Raw genomic sequence first — 25,545 nt, 5'->3', positions numbered from 1 at the left:
CCCCTTTCTATGTATCCAAGTTCGCTTGTAAAGGCAATGACACCTGGGCGACCGCCCCGCCTGAGATGGGATCATTGAAGAAGCAGATTTTGGCTTCACCCGAATAAAACATATGCAAACGGTAAATCAGATTCGATAGTCCGACTTGATTGTGCCGATACGAATGTCCCTGCGTGTCCGCACTCTCTTTTGTTAAACGCGCCAGTGTGTCTGCCGTGAAGCCAGGGCCATTATCCGCAACGGTCAGGAGCAGCCTGTCCCCCTCCATCACTTTCCCTATCACACGAATATGAACGGATTCTCCCGTTGTTTCGCGCCCATGCTTAATGCTATTTTCCACCAACGGCTGTAAAAGCGCTTTCGTACATACAGCTTGCATGAGCTCATCAGGCACCTCAATGCCATAAGTGACTTCATCTTTAAATCGGACTTTCATAATCGTCAAATAATTTTCCAAATGTTTAATCTCTTCTTTGAGAATGACCTGCACATTCTTAAAATCCGAGGTATACCGCAGCATATTAGAGAGATTGACCGCGACATGACCAATATGGGACTGCTTGGAGATGACGGCCATTGAATTGATTGTTTCGAGCGTGTTATATAGAAAATGCGAGTTAATCTGCGATTGAAGCGCGGAAATTACAGCCCGATGCTGCAACACCCGCGTCTCAGCGTGATCATGAATCGATTGCTCCAAGTGCCCGAGCAGGTTATTGAAGGAGATGCTTAAATCAGCTACCTCATCGACGCCTTCCACCTCTGCGCGCAGATGAAAAGAGCTTGTCAGCTGCATCGCTTTCATCATTTTACGCAAACCAAGAATTCGGCCCGTGATCGAGGATGCTGCGAAATAGGTGAGCAACACCGAGATAATTAAAGCAGAAATGGCAACGATAATCGTCATATTGCGCGTATAGTTAATACTCTTGGCAATTTCCTGGTACGGTAAAATAGCGATAATCTTCCAGCCTGTCATCTGAATGGTTTGGAAAATAATCAACTCTTTGCCCGACTTGTCGAAAATCGATCCTTCCTTCTGATCCTTCACCGCTTCTACAATATGAACATCCATACGCCCCATGACTTCTTCCGCATGCGAATGATGAATAATCGTACCGGACTGGTCCATCACGACAGCAACGCCTGAGTTCGAAATATCAATTTGTGACATAATGCTTTGCGAAGGTGTAAGGGATATATCAATCTTGAGATAGCCATCATTACTCTGCTTGAACAGGGTTAAGACAGGAATTTTTAATTTCTGATTCGCAGCATCCAAATAATTCTCGGACATGCCGGTAATGAATTTGATTTTCTCAAAATTTTTGCTTTGCGAGAAGTAAGGTTCATTTTTAATCGAATAATTTAAAGGAAGCGCATACGTATTTACAAAATGTTGTTCATACCCGCTTGGATTATATAAAGTAACCGATAGAACTTCTGGATATTGCAGAAATAAGCGATTCAAATAGTTATCCTTAATTCTTTCGTAGTTGCGAATAAGCTCAGAGGAAACGGTAGGTGACGAAACACGCATCCAATCCCGCACTTCCAGACTGTTGCTGAGCATTAGGAAGGCTAACTCATACTCCGAATAGTACCGATTGAGGTTCATATTCGCTTGCTTCAACACTTGCATGCTGAGGTGATCGATATCTTTGCGAACCGAACTCTTCGTCTGGATATAGCTCGAAATCCCAATCGTTGACACGGTAAAAATCAAAATCGTCACGATGATCGAGATCAGCTTCCATTTGAGAGAACGCTTCACGCTTTTGACCATATAGTTGAACAAGTCGACTTGCCTCCTGTAAACCGCGTAAATACTTTCAATCGTAGTCTAATCGGGTTCTCCCAATTACGCTATACACCAAATAATAGGCTGAATTTCATGCGGGTTCAATATGGTTAGCGTAGGATTCACTGCAGGGATCGTACTTTTTCCTATTCAAAAATAACAAAAACCGCACCTATGTATAGGCACGGTTCTCATCATCACGATTAATGATACAAATACTGGAATAGTCGGTCCAGCATAACGGCAGTCTCCGCACGGGTCGTATGACCCAGAGGGTTTACTTTGCCGGCGTTGCCTTCTACGAAGCCTTTTTGGGCGAGGGCGTTGATCGCCTGAACCGCATAGGAAGCGATGTCCGCTGCGTCTGTAAATGTCGTCGCTGTGTTCACTGTTGGCAGCGATTTGTTAACTTGAGCCAAGGCTCTCACTATCATAACGAACATATCTTGACGCGTGATGCTGGCTTGCGGGTTAAAGTGCTGCGCGTCTACGCCATTCACGATGCCGAGTTGATTCGCGATCGCTACTGCGCGTTCGTAGTAAGCGCTTTGGGCGACATCTTCGAAATGATTTTGAGCTGTCGCTTGTAAGCCAAACGTTTCGACTAGCAATTTCGTGAAATCAGCTCTGGTGATCGTGGCGGTCGGGTTAAAGATTTGATCTGTAACCCCTTGAATAATTCCTTTGGCAGCAAGCGTTTCAATGGCTTTCTGCGCCCACGGTGTGGAAGCTAGATCTTGAAAAGCTGGCTTGTTGTAGGAAACAGCATACATACTGAAGTGGTTCGTGCTGAATTGTACACGGCCCGATGCAGGATCATAGTGACCTGTCGGTACAAGCTGCGCTTGGCCTTGTGCGTTCACATACCAAACATTCAGAAGTTCGGCATGGCTTCTCTCTTCTGTAGTAAGTACATACGGCAGACCGACAAAAACCTTCGTATCCCTGCTCTCGAACTTCAAGGGTTGCCCGTCTGCTTCGAAATGCAGCTCCACGACATTCTTCGTTGCACCGCCGAGATTCGCTTGCTTCGGAAGCTGCGCTAATGAAATGCTTACCGTCACATTCGCATGCACAGCAGCTTCTGTGTTATTGGCAAATAGGTTGCTTGGCAGGAATAAGGTACCTAACTCTGTCGAAATCTCTAAGCCGTGCAGCACATCTTGCTTGGTTAGATAGTCGGTAGGGATCTGCAACGCGTAAGTTTGTGCTCCCGCTACATGTGGCAGCTGGATAGATACCTTCTTAGTTCCGGCTCCTTGCTCATCCGCTTTCTTGATGGCAGCGTCAAGTGTTGCTTGATCCAGCGTTGCACTTACTTTACCTGCTTGCGTTGCTAAGCCTTCCAGCGAGATTGTAATTCGCGCTCCCCCTTTGATCACATCAATAACGGGTTGTTTCGGATCTGGAAGCGATGTAACAGGTAGAACAACAACTGGTGGTGGAGATGCTGGCGTTGTGATGGTTAAGCTCGGTCCATTACTCGACATGTTTTTGGCCTCATCTGCCGCTTCCACCTTGAAGTTGTACGTCGTATCTGGCGTCAAACCGTTCACCAACCAAGTCGTTCCTTGTGTTGTCGCTACCACACTTCCACTGCTCAGCAGCTTGTATTGCGTTACTCCCATGCGGTCAATCGCTTCGCTCCAAGTGAGCTGAACCGATGTCGTTGAAAGGCCTCCTGACGTGAGGCTACTTCCTGCCGGCCATCCTGGTGGCGTTGTATCACTTGGCACTGGAATGATAGGATCATTCGTACTCGGGCCAAATACAGTGGCATTGCCTACAAAATCCTGCGCCTCTACTTTATAAACTGCCGTAGCGCCTGGGGTTCCCATGATGGTGTAAGATTTTACACTTCCATCGACTTGGGCAATTTCAACACCGTCCCTGTACAGGACATATTGCTTAATTGCCACATTATCTTCTGCTGCATCCCATGCCAGCGTTTCTCTGTCTGATTCACGTGTGGATGTGAGGCGAGATCCCGTTGGCCATTGCGGCGTGATGGTATCTTCTTTCAGCGTTCGGATTGTCAGCGCCAAGCCATCCGAACGGTTACCTGCTCCGTCAACGGCGACAACTTGGATCGGGTAATCCGTGTCCTCATTCAAGCCATTTACATAATAGCTTCTAACATCCTTAGCAACCTCAGGGGCGGTTGAACCATCCATTTCTATGAGATAATGATCAACACCCGTTTCGTCTGTCGCTGTTGGCCAATTTAAGGCGAAGCCGGATGACGTAACTACTGGTGTGGAAAGTTGACTTCCTACGCCCCATGTAGGTCGGGTTGTATCCGGTGCGAGTGTCGTCACATGCACGTTAGGACCTGTCGCTAGGTTCCCTGCCGCATCGCGTGCCGTTACGTGGAAATCATACTCCGTTCCAGCCGTAAGTCCTGTTACCTCATAGGAAAGGACATCGCCATATACGGAAGCCAACACTGTATTTCCGTTATACATATCATACGCTGCCACGCCGTATTGATCAGCAGCCGCTTGCCACTGTAAAGTGGCTGCAAAGCGTGACACATTCTGTGCCGTTAATGTGGCTGTAGGTGACCAGACAGGCGCAAGGATGTCCGCGCTTGGTGTCGTTATACTGGTTGTTGGTCCCGTAGACGATACCAAGCTTGCATCACGCGCTTCAACCTTGAACGTATAGGCTGTCGAAGGCGTTAAGCCTGTTAGATTGTAGCTGTAGACATCGGAGCCTACTGTTGCAATCGCTGTACCATTTTGATAAACCGTGTAGCCATTAATTCCGCTTTGATCCTGTGCACTTGACCACGTTAAGCTCGCTGCTTGTGGTTGTACATGTGAGGCCGTTAACGTGCCATTCGTCCAGGTTGGTGCTATGACATCAACTGGCAATTGTTCTGTGCCTACGGATAAGTACGGCTTGTAAATCGCATTAGCTCCTGTAGCATCTTTGGAATAGAAATCAACATTCTGATCCAGCCATGCATCGTCCTGAAGCTTAAATGAAATTACTCGATCTCCATTAACCTCGGTAACGACCTGATCGGTGACCGTGAATTTCTTCCAATAGCCTGCATTTTTGATGATAGTTGAGGCGATCTTGGAGCCATCAACAGGTTTGTTCAACCAGTTCACTGGTGTCGCTCCTGCTTCCTGCCAGTTATCACCCGTCTGATAAAGATCCATATTGATATTCATGTTCGGTGTTTGGACGGCAAACACGTAAAGATTTAACGAGGCATCATAGACATTTCCCGTCACTGTTGTTAAAGGGAATTTCAAGTACGCACGTCTGTTATTTCCTGTGTTCTTATTGGTCTCACTCGGTGTGACACCTGCTGCATTCTTATATCGCAGATAATCGATATTATTCGTCGTACCCGCCCCGCCAAGTGTTGCAGGTGCTTGAATGAAGGCGTCATCACTTGGATAGAGGACTTGCTGCGTTCTAGTAACGCCTGGGACGGTCGTTACCGTAACCGAAGGTCCGTTGACGCTCCAATTCCCAGTTGCATCGCGAGCCTCTATGCGGAATGTGTAGGGTTGACCTGCAGACAAGTTCGTTACTGGTAAGCTTTGCACATTGCCATACACATCAGCGAGTACCGTATTATTGCCATATACCCGGTATCCAGAAACCGCAATGTTATCCACAGCTGGCGTCCAGTTTAATGTCACAGCGCGATCCGTTAATCCGCTATACGTCAGCATACGGTTGGCTGGCCATATCGGCGCTGAAGCATCGGTGCCTACGTTCGTCTTGACCGTACTCCCAGGGCCTGTCACGGACCAGTTATCGCTGCCATCGGCGGCTTCAACCTTGAAGTTGTACGTCGTATTCGAAGTTAACCCATCTACATGGAAACTGTTCGTAGTCACTGGCAGCGTAACCAGCTCCTTATTGCCTTGGAACACGCGATAGGCCGTTACACCTCTTGCATCCAATGCTTGGCTCCAGCTCAAGTTCACACTAGTTGCCGTTATATCCGAAGTTGTCAGGGTTGCGGGTGAAGTCCATGCAGGTGGCGTTATATCCGCTATCCCCAACGTACGGAAGGTAACAATGGGTCCACCCAGCGATAAGTTGCCTTCTCCATCCTTCGCTTCGACGCGAACAGTATATTGCGTATTCTCCGTCAAATGAGCCAACGCATAGCTTGGTGTTTCGGTATCGCCAGTGATTTGCCCATTCACATAAATGCGATAGCCAGCCGCTCCGTCATTATCCACGCCGGAAGGCCAGGAAAGTGATGCACCTGTTTGACTTAGATTCGCTATGGCGATCGTAGCGCCTTTCTTCCATCCAGGCACGGTCTGGTCTGCAGCTGATGCCGCCGTTGCTTGGATATCAGGGCTCGGAAGTGATAGATTGCCTTGCTTATCTACGGCTTGCACGTGCAAAAGGTACGATTGCCCTGGTGTTAGTCCTGTCACATCATAGCTGGTGACATTCGGTGTTGTTCGTTTCAGTAATTGGCCGTCTTGATAGATCAAGTAACCATCCACACTTTGATTATCATGCGCAGCAGGCCAGTTGAAGGTCACCGAGGTAGGTGATGCCGCTGAGACGCCAAATGCACTGCCATACGGCCATACGGGGGCCGTAATTTCTGCATCTTGAGCAGGAATCGGCAGCGGAACGAAGCTAGCCTGCGAACCACCTTCTGAAGGAGCTCCCCACACAATGGATACTTTGTTGTCTTTTCCTTGCTGCAAGGAGGTCTTCACCGTTTGGCTTATACCGCCACGTGTTACCGTGACATCATAATCCCCATAAAATCCGCGTGTACCATACTGTCCGTTCGCATCTGTTGTACCCGTCACATCGGTCCACCATGCTCCGTAGACCAGATTGCGCCACTGTTCCCCAGAAGGCTTCAGCGACCAGTCATTACGAAACAGCGGGGCATTGTTCTGCCAATGTGCGCCATCCCAGAAGCCCCACATCGTAAACGATTTCACGTTCGGATGGCTAAACGCAGCAAGCAAAATATCCCGTGTGAATTTCCCTTGAATATCTTCTCTTGGTGAGTTCACATCAAATTCAGTGATTGCGATTTCAGGTGCATACTGCGTGAAATGCGTAAGCTGATCATAGAAAGCCATAGGACTAACTGGCGTACTGCCAAAATGCGCTTGAATGCCGATGCCATCAATGGGCGCACCATGATCCTTCATGGATTGCAGAATGTTAGAGAAATTCTGAATGACAGGCGCATCTGTGCCTAGAATCTGCGTTTCATTTACGTATAATTTGGCCGTTGTATCGGCTTCTTTTGCTGTTTTGAACCAATTCGCCATGACAGCGCCTTGGTCATCATAGGTGCTGCGGATCATACTATTCAAGACGGGTTCGTTCAACACATCCCAGTTATACAATCTGCCTCGGAAGAGACCAGCAAGCTCGTGGAAGTGGTCTTGAATTCGCTTTTCCAAAGCGGTCTTATCACTGAGGAGTCCCGGGATATCTCCCGGCAATCGGGCAGATCCATCCCAGAGAAGCGCGTGACCTCGGATGTCGAATTTATTTTCACCTAGCCAATTGTAAAGCTTAACTGTTTTACTTTTATCCGACTCCCAAAAGGGCCATTTCATTTCATTTTCCATAACGACAGAATTGAAATTTTCTTTGAGTTTCGTTCGATACATCTCCGAGTTCTGATCGGTCCCGAATATGAAGTTGCTATTCACGGCGGTCCCAAACTTAAAGTCATGCTTCGTCATCTGAACATGCACGGCGGCATCTGGAATGGGATGACCATCCGCATCCTTCACTTCGACAGCTAGATCACCTTTGCGGATCTGCTCAATACGTGCATTCGCTTCTGCCCGCCATGGCGCGTCTTCTTCCATGCCATCGTAAACAACGGGTGTGCTTGGTAAGTTCTCGAATGTAACCGCTTTCTTATAATTCACTACTTTAAGATTCGCAATTTCTATCTCCTGTGGCTTAAAGCCTAGACGGAAGGTAATCTGTGGGGTGTTCGCTTCCATCATCAAAGCAGCTTTAATCGGAACAATGAATTTCTTCCATTGCGAAGGAACAGTTAACGTCTCCGTAATGGATTTTTCGAAATTCCCTCTTTTCTCCATAACCAATGCCACTGTACCTTCGGCCGTTTCAACCGTAGATCTCAGTGTTCTTGCGTAAAACGTTGCCAACATGACGTCATCTTTTTCGATACTTGCCTGGATGGGGAGTACATATTGTAGGAGATAGGTACTAGCAGGCTGCACGTTCGTTGTGAAACGCAATGCTTCTGTAAAAGCTTGCCCCTCCACTGTTGAGTTAGCAACCGTTCCGTAAGCTGGGGCCTCTGGATTTAATGCCGCTCCCTGCTGTTTAATATCAGAAATCAGAACTTCACTCCCAGGCAGTTGCCCCAGCTCATCTTCCGTCAGTGTTTGTGCTAAAACACGTATCGATTGGAACGGTACAATCAGCAAGGCACCGATTAACAGGAGAGCGAGCATTCTACCCATTTTACCCATTATCATCATTGATCTCTTCCTTCCTTTATTTCAAATGCATAAACATAAAAGATGGCCCATCTGAGCGAGTGTCCTGCTTGCTTCAGATGGGCATCCGTCATGCAACAACCTTATTTCTTACGGTTTGCGTTATACCAGTCCGTTAATTCCTTAATCGCTTTGTCTCCGCCTTGCTTCTTCCAATTCGCTACATACTCATCGAAATAGTCGAGCGGCTTCTCGCCTAGAATGATTTTGGCTGCTGCCTCTTGGAAAGAGCCCTTGTACCCAAGGTCTGCATTCTTCGTCAAAGTTTCGGAAGGCGGCATACCTGCGGTTGGATTGGTAATTCCTTCTTTGCGCGATGTTTCAATCGTTGTAAGCAGTTTGTTGTAGGCTTCATCGTTATTGATCAAAACCTTCTGTGCAGCTTCATTAAAGCCGTGCATTTGGAACACTGCAGAACGCCATTTTACATCCGTATCTTTATCTGCATTGTACTTAATGGCCCCGCCATCTTTGGTGTAGGATTGCCCTTCAATCCCAAGCTCGGTGAACATTTGACCCTCATCGGAAACGAGCCAATCAAACATTTTGACAACCGCTTCTGGATGCTTCATATCTTTATTCACGACAAACGTTTTCAAAACGGGGCGCTCAACGCGTCCTAATTGACCATCGTAACCTACACCTCTTGGTGTCGTGATGGCAACTACGTTAGGCTTTTTGTCAGGAAGCAATTTACTAAGCTCTTTCTGCCACGGATCCCAGATCCCGAATACGACATGGTTCCATGAGCCAACAAGATCGGACTTAATCTTTTGATCCCAAATAGCCCGTGTATTCGTCAGGAACTCATTATCGATCAGCTTCTCAGCGTACATCGTTCTGAGCATGCCCAAGGCTTTCTTCATATTCGGACTCACATAGCCAGGCATAACCTCGTTATTGTACACAGTGTTAGAATCTAAATTGACCCCATACATGCCGAAAATATTGTCCGCCCACTCGAACTTCTCACGGGAAGCAAATGGCACTTCATCCTTCTTGCCATTCCCATTCGGATCTTTATCCCGGAAGGCGCGCAGCATGTCTAGGAACTCGTCTGATGTCTTAGGTTCTTTGATTCCGAGCTTATCCATCCAATCCTTACGCACATAAATCACACGCTCCGCTGGCGCATTGCCTTGCGCCAATTGTGGAATCGCTAGGATTTTGCCGTTCAGCGTAACAGCGTCCCAAGCGGATTGCGGGATATTTTTCTTCAAATTCGGTCCGTATTTATCGATTAATGGCTTCAAATCCAAGGCTAAACCATTGATTACGAGATCAGAGGTTTCAATGCCCCAAACCATGTGAACGTCAGGAATGTCACCAGAAGCGAACTTGAGCTTAAGCTGGTCCATATAATTTTCATGCGGTAGGAAGGTAATGTTCAGATCTGTGTTTGTTTTATTGGCGAGATATTTGACCGTTGAAATATCCATCGATTTGCCAGCTGGAATCTGTTGCGCGTTGTTTGAAACGAACATACTAATTTTCTCCGGTGCTGCCGGTGTCGCGCTTTGGCTTGCAGCTGGTGTCGCGGATGTTGGAGTTGTTGTCGCGCTTTTATCAGAGGAGCAGGCTGCTGTCGCACCAGCCAGACATACGACGCAGGCTAACGTAACCACTTTGGATAAAGAAACTTTCATCGAATAAAACCTCCCTAGTTATCTACATTATAAATTAGTTCATTCTTCCAAATCATCTGGACGATATTGGGATAAATTGATCCACCTCCCATATGAAATCTCCCTTCAGCTCAAGCACTTCACTATTCTTTCACAGAACCCAAGAGAGCCCCCTTGATGAAATGCTTTTGCAAAAACGGGTAGATGATAATAATCGGGATCGTTGCGATCACAATCGTTGCCATTTGTAACCCCTGCGGTGTAATCGGTGTTGAGAGTTCGAGTACCGATTGCCCGCCTGCTGAGTCCATATCGAATTGCGATATAAGCTTGTACAAGTACAATTGCAGCGGTTGCAAATTGCGATCCGTAATATACAGGAGGGGGCCTAAATAGTTGTTCCAATGCCCCACTGCATAAAATAAGATAAGCGTCACATTGATCGGCATCGATAATGGCGCCACAATGCGCCACACAATGCGGTATTCGGACATGCCATCCACTCTGGCTGCTTCAAAAAGCTCCTCCGGAAGCGACCTCATGAAGGTGATGCACAGCATCATATTAAATGCACTGAGTGCGCCTGGGATAATGAGTGACCAGATACTGTTCAGTAAGCCAAGGCTTTTGACAAGAATGTACATCGGCACCATCGGTGCTTGGAAAATCATCGTGAAAATGATGAAGAGTAAAATGATTTTCCGGCCGCCTAACCAGCCTTTGGATAAGGGGTATGCGGTAAGAATCGTGAGGATCATATTGATCGCAGTTCCGATGAGAACGATTTGAATCGTCACCCAGAACGACTTCCAGAACACCGCATTTCGGATGACAAATTCATAGTTATGCAGATTAAAACCTACGGGCCAGAGCGTTACTTCCGAATGAATAATAGCTTCATTGGAGCTAAGCGACCCTGCGATGACATTCATTAAAGGGATCGCGACTGCGAGGCAGAATAGCAGCAATAGTCCCATGTTAAGCGCGTCAAAGGCGACTTCCCCTGATGTTCGTTTGATTTTCATATTCGTAAAATCACCCCTTAATATAGCCCTTCGCCAGTTGTCCATTTACTTACTCGGTTAGCAATGATTAATAACAGGAATCCGATGACGGATTTAAATAGCCCAATGGCCGTTGTTATGCTGTATTGACCCTGTAGAATACCCGCTCGATACGTGTAAGTATCCAGTACATCACCGGTCTCGAACGTCGCTGGGTTAAGAAATTGATAGATTTGTTCAAAACCGGAATCCATGATGTGTCCAATTTTGAGCATGAGCAGAATCATAATCGCAGGCAGTAAGCCTGGTATCGAAATATGTAGAAATTGCTTCCAGCGATTAGCTCCATCCATCTTCGCCGCTTCATAGAGGGAGGGATTAATACCTGCCAGCGCAGCGATGAAGATGATTGCGTTCCAACCCATTTCCTTCCAAATTCCCGATATGATGATAATCGAGCGGAAGTATTGCGGCTTCTGGAGGAACGTAATCGTATCTCCGTGAAAGGAGGCAATGATATGGTTTACTAACCCTTGAGCGGGAGACAGCATCATATACGTTAGTCCGAAAACGATCGTCCACGATAGGAAATGTGGTAGATACAGCACCGTTTGCGTGATGCGCTTGAACGCCATCGTTCGCACTTCATTGAGCATGATCGCCAATAAAATCGGCAACGGGAAAGCGAACACAATCTGGTAAAGGCTGATAAGTAACGTATTTCGGAGCAGCCGCCCGAATTTGTCATACGTGAATAGCTGTTGGAACCATTGGAAGCCTACCCACTCACTGCCTGTAAATCCCTTGAAAATGTTGTAATCTTGGAAAGCAATGAAGCTCGCCATCAGGGGGACATACTTGAAAATCAAGAAATACAGCAGTCCGGGAATGAGCATGATATAAAAAGCGCGATGCTGCAGGACGTATTTCGTCCAGCTTTTCTTCTTTAATACTTGGGTTGACCGCTGGGCAACCGGGTCATTCACAGTAGCGGATTTCATTCGCTCTCACCTACACTATCTATTTGTCTTATGTGTTAATTATAGGTTTGAGGGGGAGGGACCAACAATGAGGGCAGTTGTCGATTTACTGTAGTGAAAGTCTTTTTTTGAGGGTAAGCGGAGTGTTCACGATAAGCGAGTGCACAAAGCTTCATTGCGTTTCTACAAGAATGCGTCAATATCGTGTTGACTTCTTTGCTCTTCTACAACAACACGTTAGCATCATGCTGACTTCTTTCCCTCTCATGCTGCGCTTAGGGTTTGAACAAGCTATCTCTTCCCTGATGAAAACACCTCTGCCTCCGATATCAAGTGAAATCTAGCGCATTGATATAAAATAACTGGAAAATATACAGCTAATTATTATGAATCTCGTTTGATTTTCACTTTAAATGGAAAACATACTGCTAATTCTGTCCAATTCAGCCATTTCAGCGAAAGTAGCTTGATTTAACTGCAGGAAATCCAGTTATTCGTCCGAAACGAGTAACATGCGTAGAATTAGCTGGAGGTTATACAGTTACTGGTGCTGGTGCTGGTGCTGGTGCTGCTGCTGCTGTGGTTGTGGTTGTGGCTGGAAATGAACGCAAAAAAGAGCTGCCTGCAAGCAGCTCCATGCTACTCTCAGACAACTCTTATATCTTAGCTGTATGTCAGCTAACTAATTCATAACCTTTAACCCAACTTTTTCGCCTAGCTTACCAGAACAACTCGCCATGCCCCAATAATCGGGAAAGGCCCTCTACGAAATAATAGTCGCCGTAAATAAGCGGAACATCGATGTTCTTGCCCTCTGGGTAATGGCTTGTACCGTGCGTCACCAAGCCTTCTTCAGCTTCGGAATCCCACGCGCCGTAGTTCGTGTAAAGAGAATGCAGGATTCGCTCACCCGCATCGCGGTAAAGCGACGCTTCTTGGCTGTTCACTTGCTCCGCGATCAGGAGCAGTCCGCATGCCGCACATGCGCCTGCCGAGGAATCGCGGTACGCCGGAATGCCATCTGGCAACCGGAAATCCCAATGCGGCACATGGTCTTCCGGCAGGTTCGCCAAGAAGAAATGCGCAGCCCGCTTCGCCGCCTGCAAATACTTCTCATCGCCAGTGTACTTATAGCTGAGGCTCATCCCATAAATGGCCCACGCGGTTCCACGCGACCAAGCCGATTCGGGTGCAAAGCCCTGACCGCCATTCACTTCCAATTTCTCACCTGTCGCAGGATCAAAAATCACGATATGATTCACCGATCCATCGGGACGAATAAAGTGCTGGAGCGCCATGTCGGCATGCCTTACCGCGATTTCTTTGTAGCGCGGGTCGCCTGTAGTCAGCGTAGCCCAATGCAGCAGCGGCAGGTTCATCATGCAGTCGATGATGGCCCAGCCAGCATTGTCCTCGCCCTCGCGCCAAGGATTCCAAGCGCGAATATAGCTTCCCTTCACATTGAAGCGTGCAGCAAGCAGATTCGCGGCCAGCAAAGCACGGCGCTTGGAGTCATCCGCGCCAAGCAACTTATAACGTGCGACACTCGTCAGCGTCCACATGAAGCCGATATCGTGATCCAGCCGGTAGTAGTCGGTTACAACTTGATCAAGCTGCTGCTCGCAGGACTCGGCCAACTGCTTAAGTCCCTCATCCTTCGTGTCTCTGTACAAAAGCCATAACAGCCCCGGCCAGAAGCCCGCTGTCCACCAATAAGCGGGCTCCAGCTTATATTCACCGCCCACACTGGCATGCGGGAATCCATCACCAATACGTTTGCTGGTTTTACCTACTTTTGCTATGGTTTGATGCCATGCTTCTTGTGCCCAATCATTCTGAATTGCCATCTGTGACACTCCTCAATAGGTTTGTTGAAACGTTTAACCTATTATAACATCTCACTTTGGGAAATGCTCGGGCTGTTTAAAATTGGTTGTTCTGTTACATCTACAATCGTCTGCCCGCCACGCGTCAAAAAAAGCGAACCCCAAGGGGCTCGCTAATTTGAATTGGCCGTTGTAGTTACATGCGTCACAGCTTGAATACCTTCCAGCTCCACCTTCCGCGACTGATAGCTCCCAATGCGAAAAGCTTGCCAACAGCTGACGCCAAATACCAGCATGGCTGTAATAAACCAACCTCGAATGCCGAGCTGTGCGACGATATAGCCACCTAGAAGTGGAGCGGACAGGGCACCTAAGAACATCCAGGAGTTCACCATGGCGAAGGTCTGTCCCTCCATCCCCTTGCGAGCTATGCCCCGCACTTGAGCTTGGATATTGGGCATCATGCCCGCTACACACAAGCCGAGTAGAAACCGGCAAGCAAGAATCAGCGGATAGAAATGCGTCGCAGCTTGCACAATGCATAGCATGAACGCAGTGCTGGTCGCTATTTTCAGCAAAAACAGAGGCCCTACCCGATCAGAGAGCATGCCTAGCAACGGAGAAAATAAGATGACGGCAAGTGAGGTCGCCGATAACGTAATGCCGAGCAGCCATTGTTCGTTCAGGAAGGTGAACGTATGCGTGGATTGCCGCACATAGTAGGGGAGGATCGGATTCGTCCCGACTAGGGCGAAATTAATGCATAAGGCACTGAGCAGCAGCGAAGGGAGTGGCTTCATCCGCCAGATGTGCTTCCAGTCCGAGAGCAATGTGCTCCGTTCCTTTTTAGAAACGACAGGTGCACGAGGTCCTTCTTTGACAAACAAGAGCACACTAATAGTCGCGAGCATAATGCACACACTCATAGCCGGATAGGCACCTCGTACCGAATAAAATGAAAGTAACGATGAGGCGATCAGCGGCCCAGCTAACGAGCCGGTCTCACCCATCATTTGCATAGTGCCGGCTGAGACACCGACCTTATTCTTCGCTGCGCCGGTCAAGATCAGCGCCATCGTGAATGGCAGGATGCCGGTAAAACAACCTTGCGCCAATCGCAGCAACGCTAGCTGCCATGGCTCTGTGGCAAGTGACATGCATGCCGTAACGAGGGTCATGCCAAAGCCAGACCACAGCATCACAGGCTTACGTCCATAGCGGTCCCCGATGCGACCAAGGAAGGGCATGACCAACATCATGATCATGAAATTCGCCGAGAAGATCGCGCCTGACCATATGTAGAGGGAATCTCCGCTGACATGCCCAACCTCCTGAAGGAAGCTGGGCAAGAGGGGAACGAACATACCGTGTGCGGTTGATACAAGCAATTGTACAGACAATAACGCTGCAAACTGCCGGTTCCACGAGTCCATTCGGTTAAAATGAACCTTCAATAATGCTTTCATTCAGCGCACGACGGCCATTCGGAAGCTCACGTTGCTGAAATTCTTCTACCAATGTTTCACGTGCTCCCCGGTAACCTAAAGCAATCACGGCATGAAGCTCATATTCCGCGGGAACCTGCAGCACTTCACGTGCTTTTTCTCGGTCATAGCCGCCAACTGCGCGTGTTGCTAGACCGAGCAAATGCGCCTGAAAGGCAATGGACGCCCAAGCTGCACCTGTATCAAAGGCATGCGCACCGTTGGGCTCGCCATCTTGGCGGAGCTTGTGCGACAGCAGCAGCAACAACACAGGAGCATGATCCGTCCACAAGCGATTGTTCGGCTTGATGAACGCTTGAAACTTCTGTTTCTGCTCTTCTGTATGCGCGACAACGAATCGCCATGGCTGCAAATTAGAGCTGGATGGCGCCCACCGAGCAGCCTCTAGAACGGTATGCAACGTCTCTTGCGTGACTTCCTTCTCTTCAAAAGCACGGGAAGACCAGCGGTTCAGAAAAAGGGAATGAACCGGATAGTCCGCCTTGCGATTCGCTTCTACTTCGGGAGAAATTGCCTCTTGGTAACCTATTTGTGTGGATACTGTCATAGTTATCATTCCTATTCCGATAGGCGCTACGCCTTTATTTTAAAAGCCACTGATTCAGATCAAAATCCTTCTCCGCAAGCTTCTCATCAACCAGGAATTTCTTCGTGCCATCGAGCAGCTTGATACCATCATCAGCAAAATTAACATCCCTGATCGACGAAATCGGTGTAACCTTCTTGTTCAATTCTGGCGTGAATCCATTCAGCTGCGATAGGAACTGGTAATACTCATCTGGCTTCGCTTGCAAATCCTTGAGTGCTTTCGCCCGCGCTTCATTCCAAACCTTTTGGAAATCAGGGAATTTCTTAAGATAATCCTCCGAAACAACCGTGATGCTCGTTCCAATCAAGTTCGGATGCTTGGAGGCATCATCAATCAATGGGAACCCTTGATCGATTTGTTTCAAAGCAAAGATCGCGCTATTCGTCATCGCATCCACTTCCCCGCGAGCCAGGGCTGCTTCGCCATCAGGACGCAGCATGTGGATGAACTTCACATCGGGCACATTTTGTTCCTTCACAAGGCCCGCAATATAACGGTGCATGAAAGATCCTTTTTGGATCGCGATCGTTTTACCTTTCAAATCAGCAATCGTTGTTGGACCGCCTTTTTTACCGATCAGGTAACCTATACTATCCGTCGCGCCTTGCGTAATCGCTCTCGTCTTCGCTCCAGTCGAACGAGCAAGCAACGCTGGCGTATCACCTAAGCTGCCGAAATCCAATCTGCCGCTGATCAGCGACTCACTTTGGTCAGGTCCATTCGGGAAAGCAACGAGCTTGACATCGGTAATGCCGTATTTTTTGAACTCATCTTGGATAATCCCTTTGTAAAAGCCCCATCCCTCAGCGCCGCCTGGGAAGTTCAGCTTATTCGTGCCAATATAACCGTAGTTGATTACCGCTGGTGGCTGCACTTTGGCGGCCCCGCCGCTAGTCGCAGCTGCGCTGGCGCCAGCCGTCTTCGCACCTCCGTCAGAATTGCCGCAAGCTGCTAAGAAAGCGACCATAGCCGCTAAAAGTATGACCACATGTGTCGTACGGAAAAGTCCAAATCCCCTTTTACTCTGCTTCTGTCTCTCTATCATCTTTCATTCTCCTTATCCAATGGAAGTTCGTTTCGTTAATTCATAAATATAGGGATGCTCAGCGACAGGTTTGCGTCCTCTGCCCCAGCCAACTTTCTCGCGATATCCGCCAAAGAGTCCTTGCTCATCTAGAACCTCTTCACTCACAAGCATCGGTCCCTCCGCATCAGGCGCCACATAAAGCGCATCCGCTGGGCAGTACAGCTCACACATGAAGCAGGTTTGGCAGTCGCTTTGCCGTGCAATGACGGGAATGCCATTCTCCACACGATCAAATACATTCGTCGGACACACCGACACACAGAGGTTGCATGATACGCATTTGGACTCGCTGACTAGCTCAATCATGGGGTAACAGCCTCCTTGTTCACTTCAGCCTTTTGTGTCCAAACTTGATCTAGCCCACCACTGATTAAACGGTACCGTTGCGCTGCATCAAGCTCTGGGAAATCCTCCCGCTTGTGCATGCCTCTCGTCTCTGTACGCTCACGTGCCGTGTTGTACATCCAGCGAGCTGTCGCTGTCATGGCCGCTGCTTCACGATGACGAACACCTGCCAGATCCTGCGTTGTCACACGTTCGCGCAAATCGTTCCACAGGCCATCCAGACGATTAATTGATCCTTCCAACCCTTTCTGTGTACGGAACAAATTGCGGTCATACGGCATGACTTCCTCTTGTACCGCTTGAATCGCTTCGCCTGTTTTGCTCAAAATTTGACCGGATCCCGACTTCGTAAAGGTTGTGGTCGAGACGCTTTTCAGCTGACGATTGGCCGCTTTATCGCCAAGATCCTTTGCGAATTTCGCAGCGCCTTCTCCTGCGAATGAACCTGAAGACATCGCCCAAGCCGCATTATGGCTGCCACCGCCTGTGAAACCTCCACAAATCAGCTCACGAGTAGCTGCATCACCTGCTGCATATAAACCTGGTACAATCGTCGAGCATTGCTCATCAACTATACGAATACCGCCAGTCCCACGCACCGTACCTTCTAAGCGAAGGGTGACTGGGAACTTATCTTTGAACGGATCGATGCCGAGACGGTCAAAAGGCAGGAAGAAATTCGTTTGATTCACGCGCAGCAACGGACGAATGTCCTCTGGCGCTTGGTCTAAGCTCGCGTAGACCTGACGGCCTTGCAGCAAATTCCGCGCTATAATCGAGCGTCCACGCTGTGAACCCGCTCCTTCTACAATCGAGCCATCTTCGTGATAGAAGGAGGCGTAGCGGTAATAGGCTGTTTTGGTTACGGATGAGAAGGTTGGACAGATCGCGTATGCGTTCGAGAATTCCATACCTGAGAAATCGGCCCCAGATTCTGCAGCCAATAAGTAGCCATCCCCAGTCAACACGTTCGTTCCTAAGGCTTTGCTTAAAAAAGCACATCCACCCGTTGCGATAACCACTGCTCCTGCACGTACCGTCCAGGTTTGCCCGCTTTGTGTTCTCACACCGGTTGCACCGCCAACCCCATGCTCATCGGCAAGCAATTCGAGTACGGGACTGTGATCGAGAATTTGTACGCCTGCTTTTTGTACCAATTTTCGCATCAACTTCATGTATTCAGGGCCCTGCAGCCCTCGCTTATAGGGATCACCGATATCATCCTTCGGAAATGGATACCCCAAGGAGCCCAGCTTATTCATGTTCTCATAGGTCCGATCCAGCACCCGATTCATCCAAGGCACCTCGGCCAATTTGCCTCCCAATAAATAACGGCTCTGCCTAGCTTCCTCGCGCAGCTTCTCGTCTGGCTTAATGTACCAAACCCCCGTGCCAGATGGCGCCGTTGCTCCGCTCGTACCACAGTAGCCTTTATCCACGAGAATTACTTTGGAGCCATTCGTTGCTGCCGTTAAAGCCGCCCACGTACCCGCTGGACCTCCCCCAATCACAAGCACATCTGCAGCGAGACGCAATTCGTTATCTTCCCAAACCTTTGCCATTACCATGCCCTCCTCTAAATGCTTATAAGAACAAAAAAGAGGCATCCCTTTGTTGGAACGCCTCCGTGTGTACGGTTGGACAGGATATTGAGTTGTATGTCGACAAAACCAAGTTGTTTACTAAGATTAAACACATCGTAGCACCGTATTTCCAAGACGTCAACACTATTTATTTACAGTCAACCTATCGACGCGCAGGTAAAATACGATCAATGAACGGTGTCGTATCCAGCTCCGCTAACGTCGTACGGCCTTTGCCCCAGCCGAGCGTTTCACGCCAGCTGCCTAGCAGATTAGCCTCGACAAGCTCCATTTCCGTCGGCACTGCCTCCAGAGGCAAATCGAACGGTGATACATACAACGCATCTACAGGACAATACGCTTCACAAATAAAACACGTCTGGCAATCTTCCTGCCTAGCGATGCTCGGAATGCCATCTGGACCTTTATCAAACACGTTGGTTGGACATACCTTCACGCATAGTGTGCAACCTACGCAACGTTCCGTGCTTACCAATTCAATCATCGTGTGACAACCTCCTGATCCGCAGCCTGCTCTTTGCGCAGCTCAATCTCGTCAATCCCTGAGACAATCAGGCGGTATTGCTGCGCTGGGTCCGTATCCGGGTATTCCAGCAGCGTATGCAAGCCTCGCGTCTCCTTGCGTGCGAGCGCAGCGGTGTACATCCACCTCGCCGTCGCGATCATCCCGGCGATCTCGCGCGCCCGCACCCGGCCCTGCACCGACGGGTGCACGGCTGCTCCCCGCAAGCTCGCCCACAGACCGTCCAATCGCGCCAGCGATTGACGGATCACGGGCTCACTGCGGAAGTAATTGATGTCCAGCGGGAAGACCTCCCCCTGGACAGCTTCCACCAAACCCCCCGCATCGAAGATGCGCTCGGGGGCTGCTTCTGGATCGACCAGGCCGTAGCGGCCCGCTGGTCGGAGATCTCTCGCGCTGTGCCCAAGCGCCAGCGCATGCTTCGCCGCTCCGGCACCGGCCCACGTGCCGGAGGAAATGGCCCAGGAGGCGTTGAACGCGCCTCCGCCAGATTTGGCACCCGTGACACGTTCACGGGTGGCCGCATCGCCGGCGGCATAAAGGCCCGGCACCGTTGAGGCGCAGCTCTCATCGGTGAGGCGGATGCCGCCCGTCCCGCGGACGGTTCCCTCATAGCGAAGCGTGAGCGGGAACCGTTCTGTGAAGGGATCGATGCCTGCGCGATCCAGCGGCACGAAGAAAATCGCGTGCGACTTGCGCAGGATTTGCTGCTTTTCTACCGTGTCCGCGTGGTTTAGCACCGCGTAGACCGGGCCTTTGCTTAGCATTTTAGGCAGAAAATCGCCCGCTCTCGGTCCCCCGCCTTGCAGCACCGTGCCATCCTCCGACGTATACGTCGCCCAGTTCAGCAAGCGGCCACGGGTCACCGTGCCAAAAGCCGCACTCGGCGCATACTGACGCGTAAACTCCATACCGGACAGCTCCGCACCGAGCTCTGTCGCCATCAATACGCCCTCGCCTGTGAGGACGTTGCAGCCCAAGCCTTTGCTTAGGAAAGCACAGCCTCCTGTTGCAATCACGACAGCATTCGCTCGAATTTCCCATTCGGAATCATCCAATCGCGAGATACCTCTGGCACCGCCAACCCCATGCTCATCAACGAGCAGCTCTAGGGCTGGTGATTGATCGAGAATCTTCACACCCGCACGACTAACCTGCCGGCGCATTAACTTCATGTATTCCGGTCCCTGCAAATGATCACGCAACGGAACGCCCTTCTCATCACGGCGAAATGGATAGCCCCATTTCTCCACTAACAGCAAGCTCTCATACACTTGATCGAGCACACGATGAATCCAGGCCGGTTCTGCCAAATATCCGCTCTCCTTATAGCGTTGCTGGACAGCTTTCTCTCTCAGCTCGGGATCTGGCGGCAGGTACAACAGATTCGTTCCTCCTGGAGCGGTTGCACCGCTGGAGCCTAAATATCCTTTGTCCACGAGGATGACCTTCGCATGCTGCTGGGCTGCGCTCCAAGCTGCCCACGCCCCAGCGGGGCCGCCACCGATGACTAAGACATCGGCTTCTAGTTTTGTCATTTTGCCTGAACTCATCGCAATCCCTCCTTGATGTAGGCTAACCTTGGAAGCTGTCTCGCCAGCTCAGCCATCTTTTTTCCAACCAGCGCACAAGCGAATCCACCAGTTTGCCGATCACTGCAAAAATGATGACCCCGACGAAAATCAGTTCTGCGTTTGAATTTTGTTTACCATAATTAATAAGGAAGCCAATCCCTTCCTGCGAACCGATGAGCTCCGCTACAACGAGGCCCAGCCACGAAATCGCCACCGATAAGCGCAAGCCTAAGAGGATGCCAGGCATGGAAGCTGGGAGAATCAAGCGGAATATTTGTTTCGTTTTGCTAAAATTCAATACTTGAGCGACCTCGAATAATTTATAATCGACACTCCGAATCCCCAGAAACGTGTAGATGTACATCGGGAAAAAAGCACCGCTCGCAATGATCACGATCTTCGACGTCTCACCAAAGCCAAACCATAGAATAATTAAAGGCGCGATCGCCAAATGCGGGATCATGCGCAGCATTTGAAAGGACGGATCTAACAAGACCTCCAGCTTTTGCACAAAACCAACGAAAAAACCGAATAAAAGTCCAATCGATCCACCTATGAGAAAGCCAACAAGCGCTCTTTGCAGGGAAATGGCTAAGTGCTGGGAGAGTTCGCCAGAAGCGATCAACGTGCGAAATTCAGCCACAATTTCTAAAGGGGTTGGTAAAAAGGAAGGTGAAAACAGTCCTAAATCCCCCGCGACCTGCCAGATGATAAGCAGCAATACCGGCACGATCGAGCCGATCACGAAATCGCTCACTTTCTCCCATATCCATTTGATTCGTATTACCTCTATCTTCTGCCCCTTGGATTTTCCGACTCTCTGCGTGGCTTGGTGCAGTGCCTCGACACGGTTGCTCATACCTTCTCCCCCTCTAGCTTTCCATAGTTAGTGTTAGTGCCCCTTGTAGCTGTCTCGCCAGCTCAGCCATTTGCGTTCGAGCAGCCTGACGGCGGAATCTGCCACGATACCGAATACGGCAAATAGAATAATACCAACGAAGACAACCGGCGTTTTGGAAAATTGGCGGGCATCCGACATCATATAACCAATGCCAGAGGTCGATCCCATTAATTCAGCAACAACAAGTCCTAACCAGGACACCCCTAATGAGATGCGAACGCCTAGTAGAATATGAGGCAGCGCTCCGGGGATCGTGAGGCGGATGATCTGCTTCCATTTGCTAAACCCTAACACACGTGTTACATCGAATAGCTTGTTGTCCACACCACGAATTCCTAGGAAAGCATTGATATACAGTGGGAAAAAAGCGCCTTTGGCTATAAGAAGAATTTTGGCCGTTTCCCCGATTCCAAACCATAGAATGAATAAGGGCGCGATCGCCAAGTGTGGCACCATGCGCAGCATTTGGACCGTTGGGTCTAAGGCTTTCTCCGTCTTGCGGAATAAACCAACGAGAATACCGAAGGCAAGCCCCAATGAGCCGCCAAGGACGAAGCCAGAGAGCGCTCGCAGCACACTAATTTTGATATTGTCGTAGAGCTCACCTGTTTGAATCAGTCGAATGCCTGCGTTCAGAATGCGCAGTGGTGTTGGAAACAGCAGCGATGAAATCACGCCCTGTTGACCTAATACCTGCCAGGCAAGCAGCACGAGAAAGGGCACCAAAGCACCTAGCAGAGCTCGGTTTATCCGTTGTTTGAATCGTAGTTGATGGGCCGTTGCTAGTTGTACTTGTGGTTGTGTTTGGCTCATAAGGCTCCCCCCATTCTTTTAAATACCCGAGCTATCTATTAATTCAAGTTCTTCAATTTTCTCGAACTCATTCAATACTTTTAGGCGCAGCTCCTGAAAAGACGTCGTCGTCTTCTTCCTCGGAATCGGCAGATCAATGGGAACGATGTTCCGTATGGCGCCAGGCCTAGGTTTCAGAATCACAACACGATTGGCTAGATAGATCGCCTCATCGATATCATGCGTGACGAAAATCATCGTCGTTTTATTTTTCTGCCAAATATCAATCAACACTTCTTGCATGTGTGTTCGCGTAAAAGCATCCAATGCGCCGAACGGCTCATCAAGCAGCAGCACCTTCGGATTGCGAAGCAAGGCTCTCGCTATGGCCACACGTTGCGCCATCCCGCCCGACAACTCCCTCGGGAACGATTTCTGAAAGCCATCTAAGCGGACAAGCTCGATCAGTTCATCCACCTTCTTGCGAACTTCGGGGTCTCTTAGCGAGAGGTCAGCTGCAATATTCTTCTCAACCGTTAACCATGGGAACAGCCTTGGCTCTTGGAAAATAAAGCCCTTATCAATGCCCGGTCCTTGTATCACCTGACCCCCGAGCCGAACCTCTCCGGTATGCTGAACATCCAGTCCGGCGATGATCTTGAGCAGCGTGCTTTTGCCGCAGCCACTGGGACCAATGACCGTAATAAATTCCCCTTCTTTGACATGCAGCTGGATGTTGTGTAAGGCTTGAACAGCCCCTTTGCTGGACTGAAAAGTCTTGTTCACATACTCGAGTTTCAATAACGGTTCGCTCATCAGGTTCAACTCCTCTTTAAATTAAAAAAGAGACACTTTTCTCTCGAAAGAGAATAAGTGTCTCCGTTCATACGGTGGTCACATTTCCAGAGTACCACTCCGTAATAAACTTCGTCAATAATAATTTAATATATTCCTATAAGTTTTATCGGATATTGGATTTCAGCCTATTTTATTTATTTCACTAACTTCGCTTCAGCGAATACCAAATTGACTTGATCGTTTCGATTGGACTGGAATCGGATTTCCAGGACCTTCACATTCGTGATATCGACATTGATAGCGATCGAATCTGTATTAGCAATTACGTCACTTGTCACTGACAGCACCTTGCCATCCCCCGTTACGGTCAGCTTACCTTTCCCTTTGCTTTTACTAACGGAATCATCAATACCGACGTATCCTGTCAGTTTCTTATATTGGCCATTTAAAGAATAGGTGACGGCGCCTCCGGTTTCCTTTTCCCAAGGTGGACCTGATTTGTTCAAATGCACGCCTAGACCATGTCTAAATATCATGCCATGAATCTGGAATGGATCGCCGATTATCGTATTCCAAGCGAATTTCTCCCAATTATCTAGACTTAAGAAAGCATAGGCATCTCCTTCTTTGGAGTCATAGACGAGTTCACTCAAATACTGTTCATTCTGCGCAGAGGCATTCGGGGTAGGCGTAGGTGATGGCGTGGTAGTAGTGCCAGTGGTACTATTACCAATCGAGATCGTTTCCGTTGTTCCATCCCATTTCACTTCTTTACCTAATGTTTCCGTAATAAATCGTAGTGGTACATAGGTATTTCCGTTATAAATGAAACCTTTGGCATCTTGAGGAGGAGCTTTCTTAACTCCGTCAAATAGATACGTTAAATTTTTGAAATACACCTCAATTTTGGAACTGCCTGTTGCTGCATAAACCACCGTTCCTGATAATAAAAGACAAATCAAAAATCCCCCAATAAATCCTTGTACATACTTTCTCATTCGAATTCCCCTTGTTCTCTGATTAGATGTTTCTACTTTTTTCTTTACTATGAAACAACTCTAATATTTTACATGAGGCGTGGTGCAAATGCCGTCGTTTTATGTCGAATTAAATTGAACATTCATCATTTTTTTACAAAAAAATCACAAACTATGCTTATGACTTCCGCATCAACCGAAACTGCTCCGGCGTCATCCCCTCCGATAGACGGAAACGCTTAATATAGTATGAACTCTGCGAGAAACCGACCCGTTCGGCAATTTCTTTCACGGTCATGTCGGTGCCCACCAACAGCTGCTTAGATTTAAGAATGCGGCTCTCCAGCAGAAATTCGCTTGGCGCTTTCCCGATCATGTGATGAAACTGCCTCGAAAAATAAAAAGGACTGAGCCCGATCATCGCGGCCATCTCTTTCAGGGTCATGGTTTGCTGGCAATTGACGCGGATCCATTCAGAGGCTTTGAGCATCTTCTCCCGCATCTCAAACACCGGTGCGCCTTGCAGATTCTCGGCATGCTGCACTAATTCGGCAAGCAGCTCGTAGAGAACCGCGGATAGATGGGGCTCTTTCTTTTGCGCAAAAGATTCCCCACACGCCAACATGTCATCCATCAGCTCGATGATTTGCTCATTTCCTTGCCAGGAGAAAAGCCAAACTTTGTCCTCCCCCTTCCCTTGCAGCAACGACTCGACACCTGCACCCCAGAAATGCACCCACCTGACTTCCCAGGGATCTTCCTCATCGGCATAGTAGGATTGCTCACAAGCTTGTCCATATAAAAAGCCACTCCCAGCCTGCATCTCGACGATCTCGCCACCTAATTTCAGGTATCCCTTGCCTTTTGAAACGATGTGTAAATTGTATGTGGTCAGTTGGCCACCTTCTCGCACTTCTCTATGAGCAGGCTCCTCGTAATAATGTCCGAACGACTCCGGGAAGCAGACGTAATGTTCATTTTGAGGCTTTGGCATAAAATAATTCAGTCTCATCGCAATTCTCCTATAAAGAGCAAAATAGTTATATGCTCAGCAAGATGATAGGATTTACACCCTTTTTAATTCCTACTTATAATGTATGTATAGTCTTTC

18 protein-coding genes are annotated in these 25,545 nt (G+C 48.8%); all 18 read right to left on the bottom strand.

From position 1 onward, the window contains the following. Positions 1–7: 7 nt before the first annotated feature. Complete coding sequence (locus A8709_RS21680) at positions 8–1,798, bottom strand: sensor histidine kinase (protein ID WP_065855028.1); 1,791 nt, start codon at positions 1,796–1,798, stop codon at positions 8–10. 206 nt (positions 1,799–2,004) lie between these two features. After that, the gene (locus A8709_RS21675; protein ID WP_208607723.1) at positions 2,005–8,268 is read right to left on the bottom strand and encodes a fibronectin type III domain-containing protein; all 6,264 of its coding nucleotides are present in this window, start codon (positions 8,266–8,268) and stop codon (positions 2,005–2,007) included. Between the two features lie 119 nt (positions 8,269–8,387). Further along, a complete protein-coding gene (locus A8709_RS21670) occupies positions 8,388–9,950 on the bottom strand; it encodes an extracellular solute-binding protein (protein ID WP_065855025.1) in 1,563 nt (520 codons plus the stop codon). A 122-nt stretch (positions 9,951–10,072) separates the two neighbouring features. After that, entirely contained in the window at positions 10,073–10,954 is an 882-nt protein-coding gene (locus A8709_RS21665; RefSeq protein ID WP_065855023.1) for a carbohydrate ABC transporter permease, read from the bottom strand. Between the two features lie 17 nt (positions 10,955–10,971). Continuing rightward, positions 10,972–11,934, bottom strand: a complete 963-nt coding sequence (locus A8709_RS21660) for an ABC transporter permease (protein ID WP_065855021.1) — start codon at positions 11,932–11,934, stop codon at positions 10,972–10,974. Between the two features lie 698 nt (positions 11,935–12,632). Beyond that, positions 12,633–13,760, bottom strand: coding sequence for a glycoside hydrolase family 88 protein (locus A8709_RS21655; RefSeq protein ID WP_065855019.1), 1,128 nt, complete (start codon positions 13,758–13,760; stop codon positions 12,633–12,635). A 152-nt stretch (positions 13,761–13,912) separates the two neighbouring features. Beyond that, positions 13,913–15,172 carry an MFS transporter gene (locus A8709_RS21650; RefSeq protein WP_065855017.1) on the bottom strand — a complete coding sequence of 420 codons (1,260 nt, stop codon included), beginning with the start codon at positions 15,170–15,172 and terminating at the stop codon, positions 13,913–13,915. Between the two features lie 4 nt (positions 15,173–15,176). After that, the gene (locus A8709_RS21645) at positions 15,177–15,791 is read right to left on the bottom strand and encodes a nitroreductase family protein (protein WP_141692609.1); all 615 of its coding nucleotides are present in this window, start codon (positions 15,789–15,791) and stop codon (positions 15,177–15,179) included. A 34-nt stretch (positions 15,792–15,825) separates the two neighbouring features. Further along, complete coding sequence (locus A8709_RS21640; protein WP_065855013.1) at positions 15,826–16,878, bottom strand: ABC transporter substrate-binding protein; 1,053 nt, start codon at positions 16,876–16,878, stop codon at positions 15,826–15,828. 12 nt (positions 16,879–16,890) lie between these two features. Further along, positions 16,891–17,226 carry a 4Fe-4S dicluster domain-containing protein gene (locus A8709_RS21635; protein ID WP_065855011.1) on the bottom strand — a complete coding sequence of 112 codons (336 nt, stop codon included), beginning with the start codon at positions 17,224–17,226 and terminating at the stop codon, positions 16,891–16,893. Continuing rightward, positions 17,223–18,827, bottom strand: a complete 1,605-nt coding sequence (locus tag A8709_RS21630; protein ID WP_065855010.1) for an FAD-dependent oxidoreductase — start codon at positions 18,825–18,827, stop codon at positions 17,223–17,225. Before A8709_RS21630 ends, A8709_RS21635 begins: the two co-directional genes overlap by 4 nt. Positions 18,828–19,011: 184 nt before the next feature. Continuing rightward, positions 19,012–19,353 (bottom strand): 4Fe-4S dicluster domain-containing protein, encoded by a 342-nt coding sequence (locus tag A8709_RS21625; RefSeq protein WP_065855008.1) that lies wholly within the window; start codon positions 19,351–19,353, stop codon positions 19,012–19,014. Next, positions 19,350–20,945 carry an FAD-dependent oxidoreductase gene (locus A8709_RS21620; RefSeq protein ID WP_065855006.1) on the bottom strand — a complete coding sequence of 532 codons (1,596 nt, stop codon included), beginning with the start codon at positions 20,943–20,945 and terminating at the stop codon, positions 19,350–19,352. The genes A8709_RS21625 and A8709_RS21620 overlap by 4 nt, the downstream gene beginning before the upstream one ends. A gap of 22 nt (positions 20,946–20,967) precedes the next feature. Further along, positions 20,968–21,825 carry an ABC transporter permease gene (locus A8709_RS21615; RefSeq protein ID WP_065855004.1) on the bottom strand — a complete coding sequence of 286 codons (858 nt, stop codon included), beginning with the start codon at positions 21,823–21,825 and terminating at the stop codon, positions 20,968–20,970. Positions 21,826–21,858: 33 nt separating this feature from the next. After that, the gene (locus A8709_RS21610) at positions 21,859–22,680 is read right to left on the bottom strand and encodes an ABC transporter permease (protein WP_065855002.1); all 822 of its coding nucleotides are present in this window, start codon (positions 22,678–22,680) and stop codon (positions 21,859–21,861) included. An 18-nt stretch (positions 22,681–22,698) separates the two neighbouring features. Beyond that, a complete protein-coding gene (locus A8709_RS21605) occupies positions 22,699–23,475 on the bottom strand; it encodes an ABC transporter ATP-binding protein (RefSeq protein ID WP_065855000.1) in 777 nt (258 codons plus the stop codon). A gap of 176 nt (positions 23,476–23,651) precedes the next feature. Beyond that, positions 23,652–24,455 carry an NPCBM/NEW2 domain-containing protein gene (locus A8709_RS34715; RefSeq protein ID WP_065854998.1) on the bottom strand — a complete coding sequence of 268 codons (804 nt, stop codon included), beginning with the start codon at positions 24,453–24,455 and terminating at the stop codon, positions 23,652–23,654. Positions 24,456–24,612: 157 nt separating this feature from the next. Continuing rightward, positions 24,613–25,446: an AraC family transcriptional regulator gene (locus A8709_RS21595; protein ID WP_065854996.1), complete on the bottom strand. Its 834-nt coding sequence runs from the start codon at positions 25,444–25,446 to the stop codon at positions 24,613–24,615. Positions 25,447–25,545: the final 99 nt, after the last annotated feature.

The sequence above is a fragment of the Paenibacillus pectinilyticus genome, from assembly GCF_001700435.1.
Lineage (GTDB): Bacteria > Bacillota > Bacilli > Paenibacillales > NBRC-103111 > Paenibacillus_E > Paenibacillus_E pectinilyticus.
Note: the sequence above shows the minus strand (reverse complement) of the source record. Positions and strands in the feature narration are given on the sequence as shown.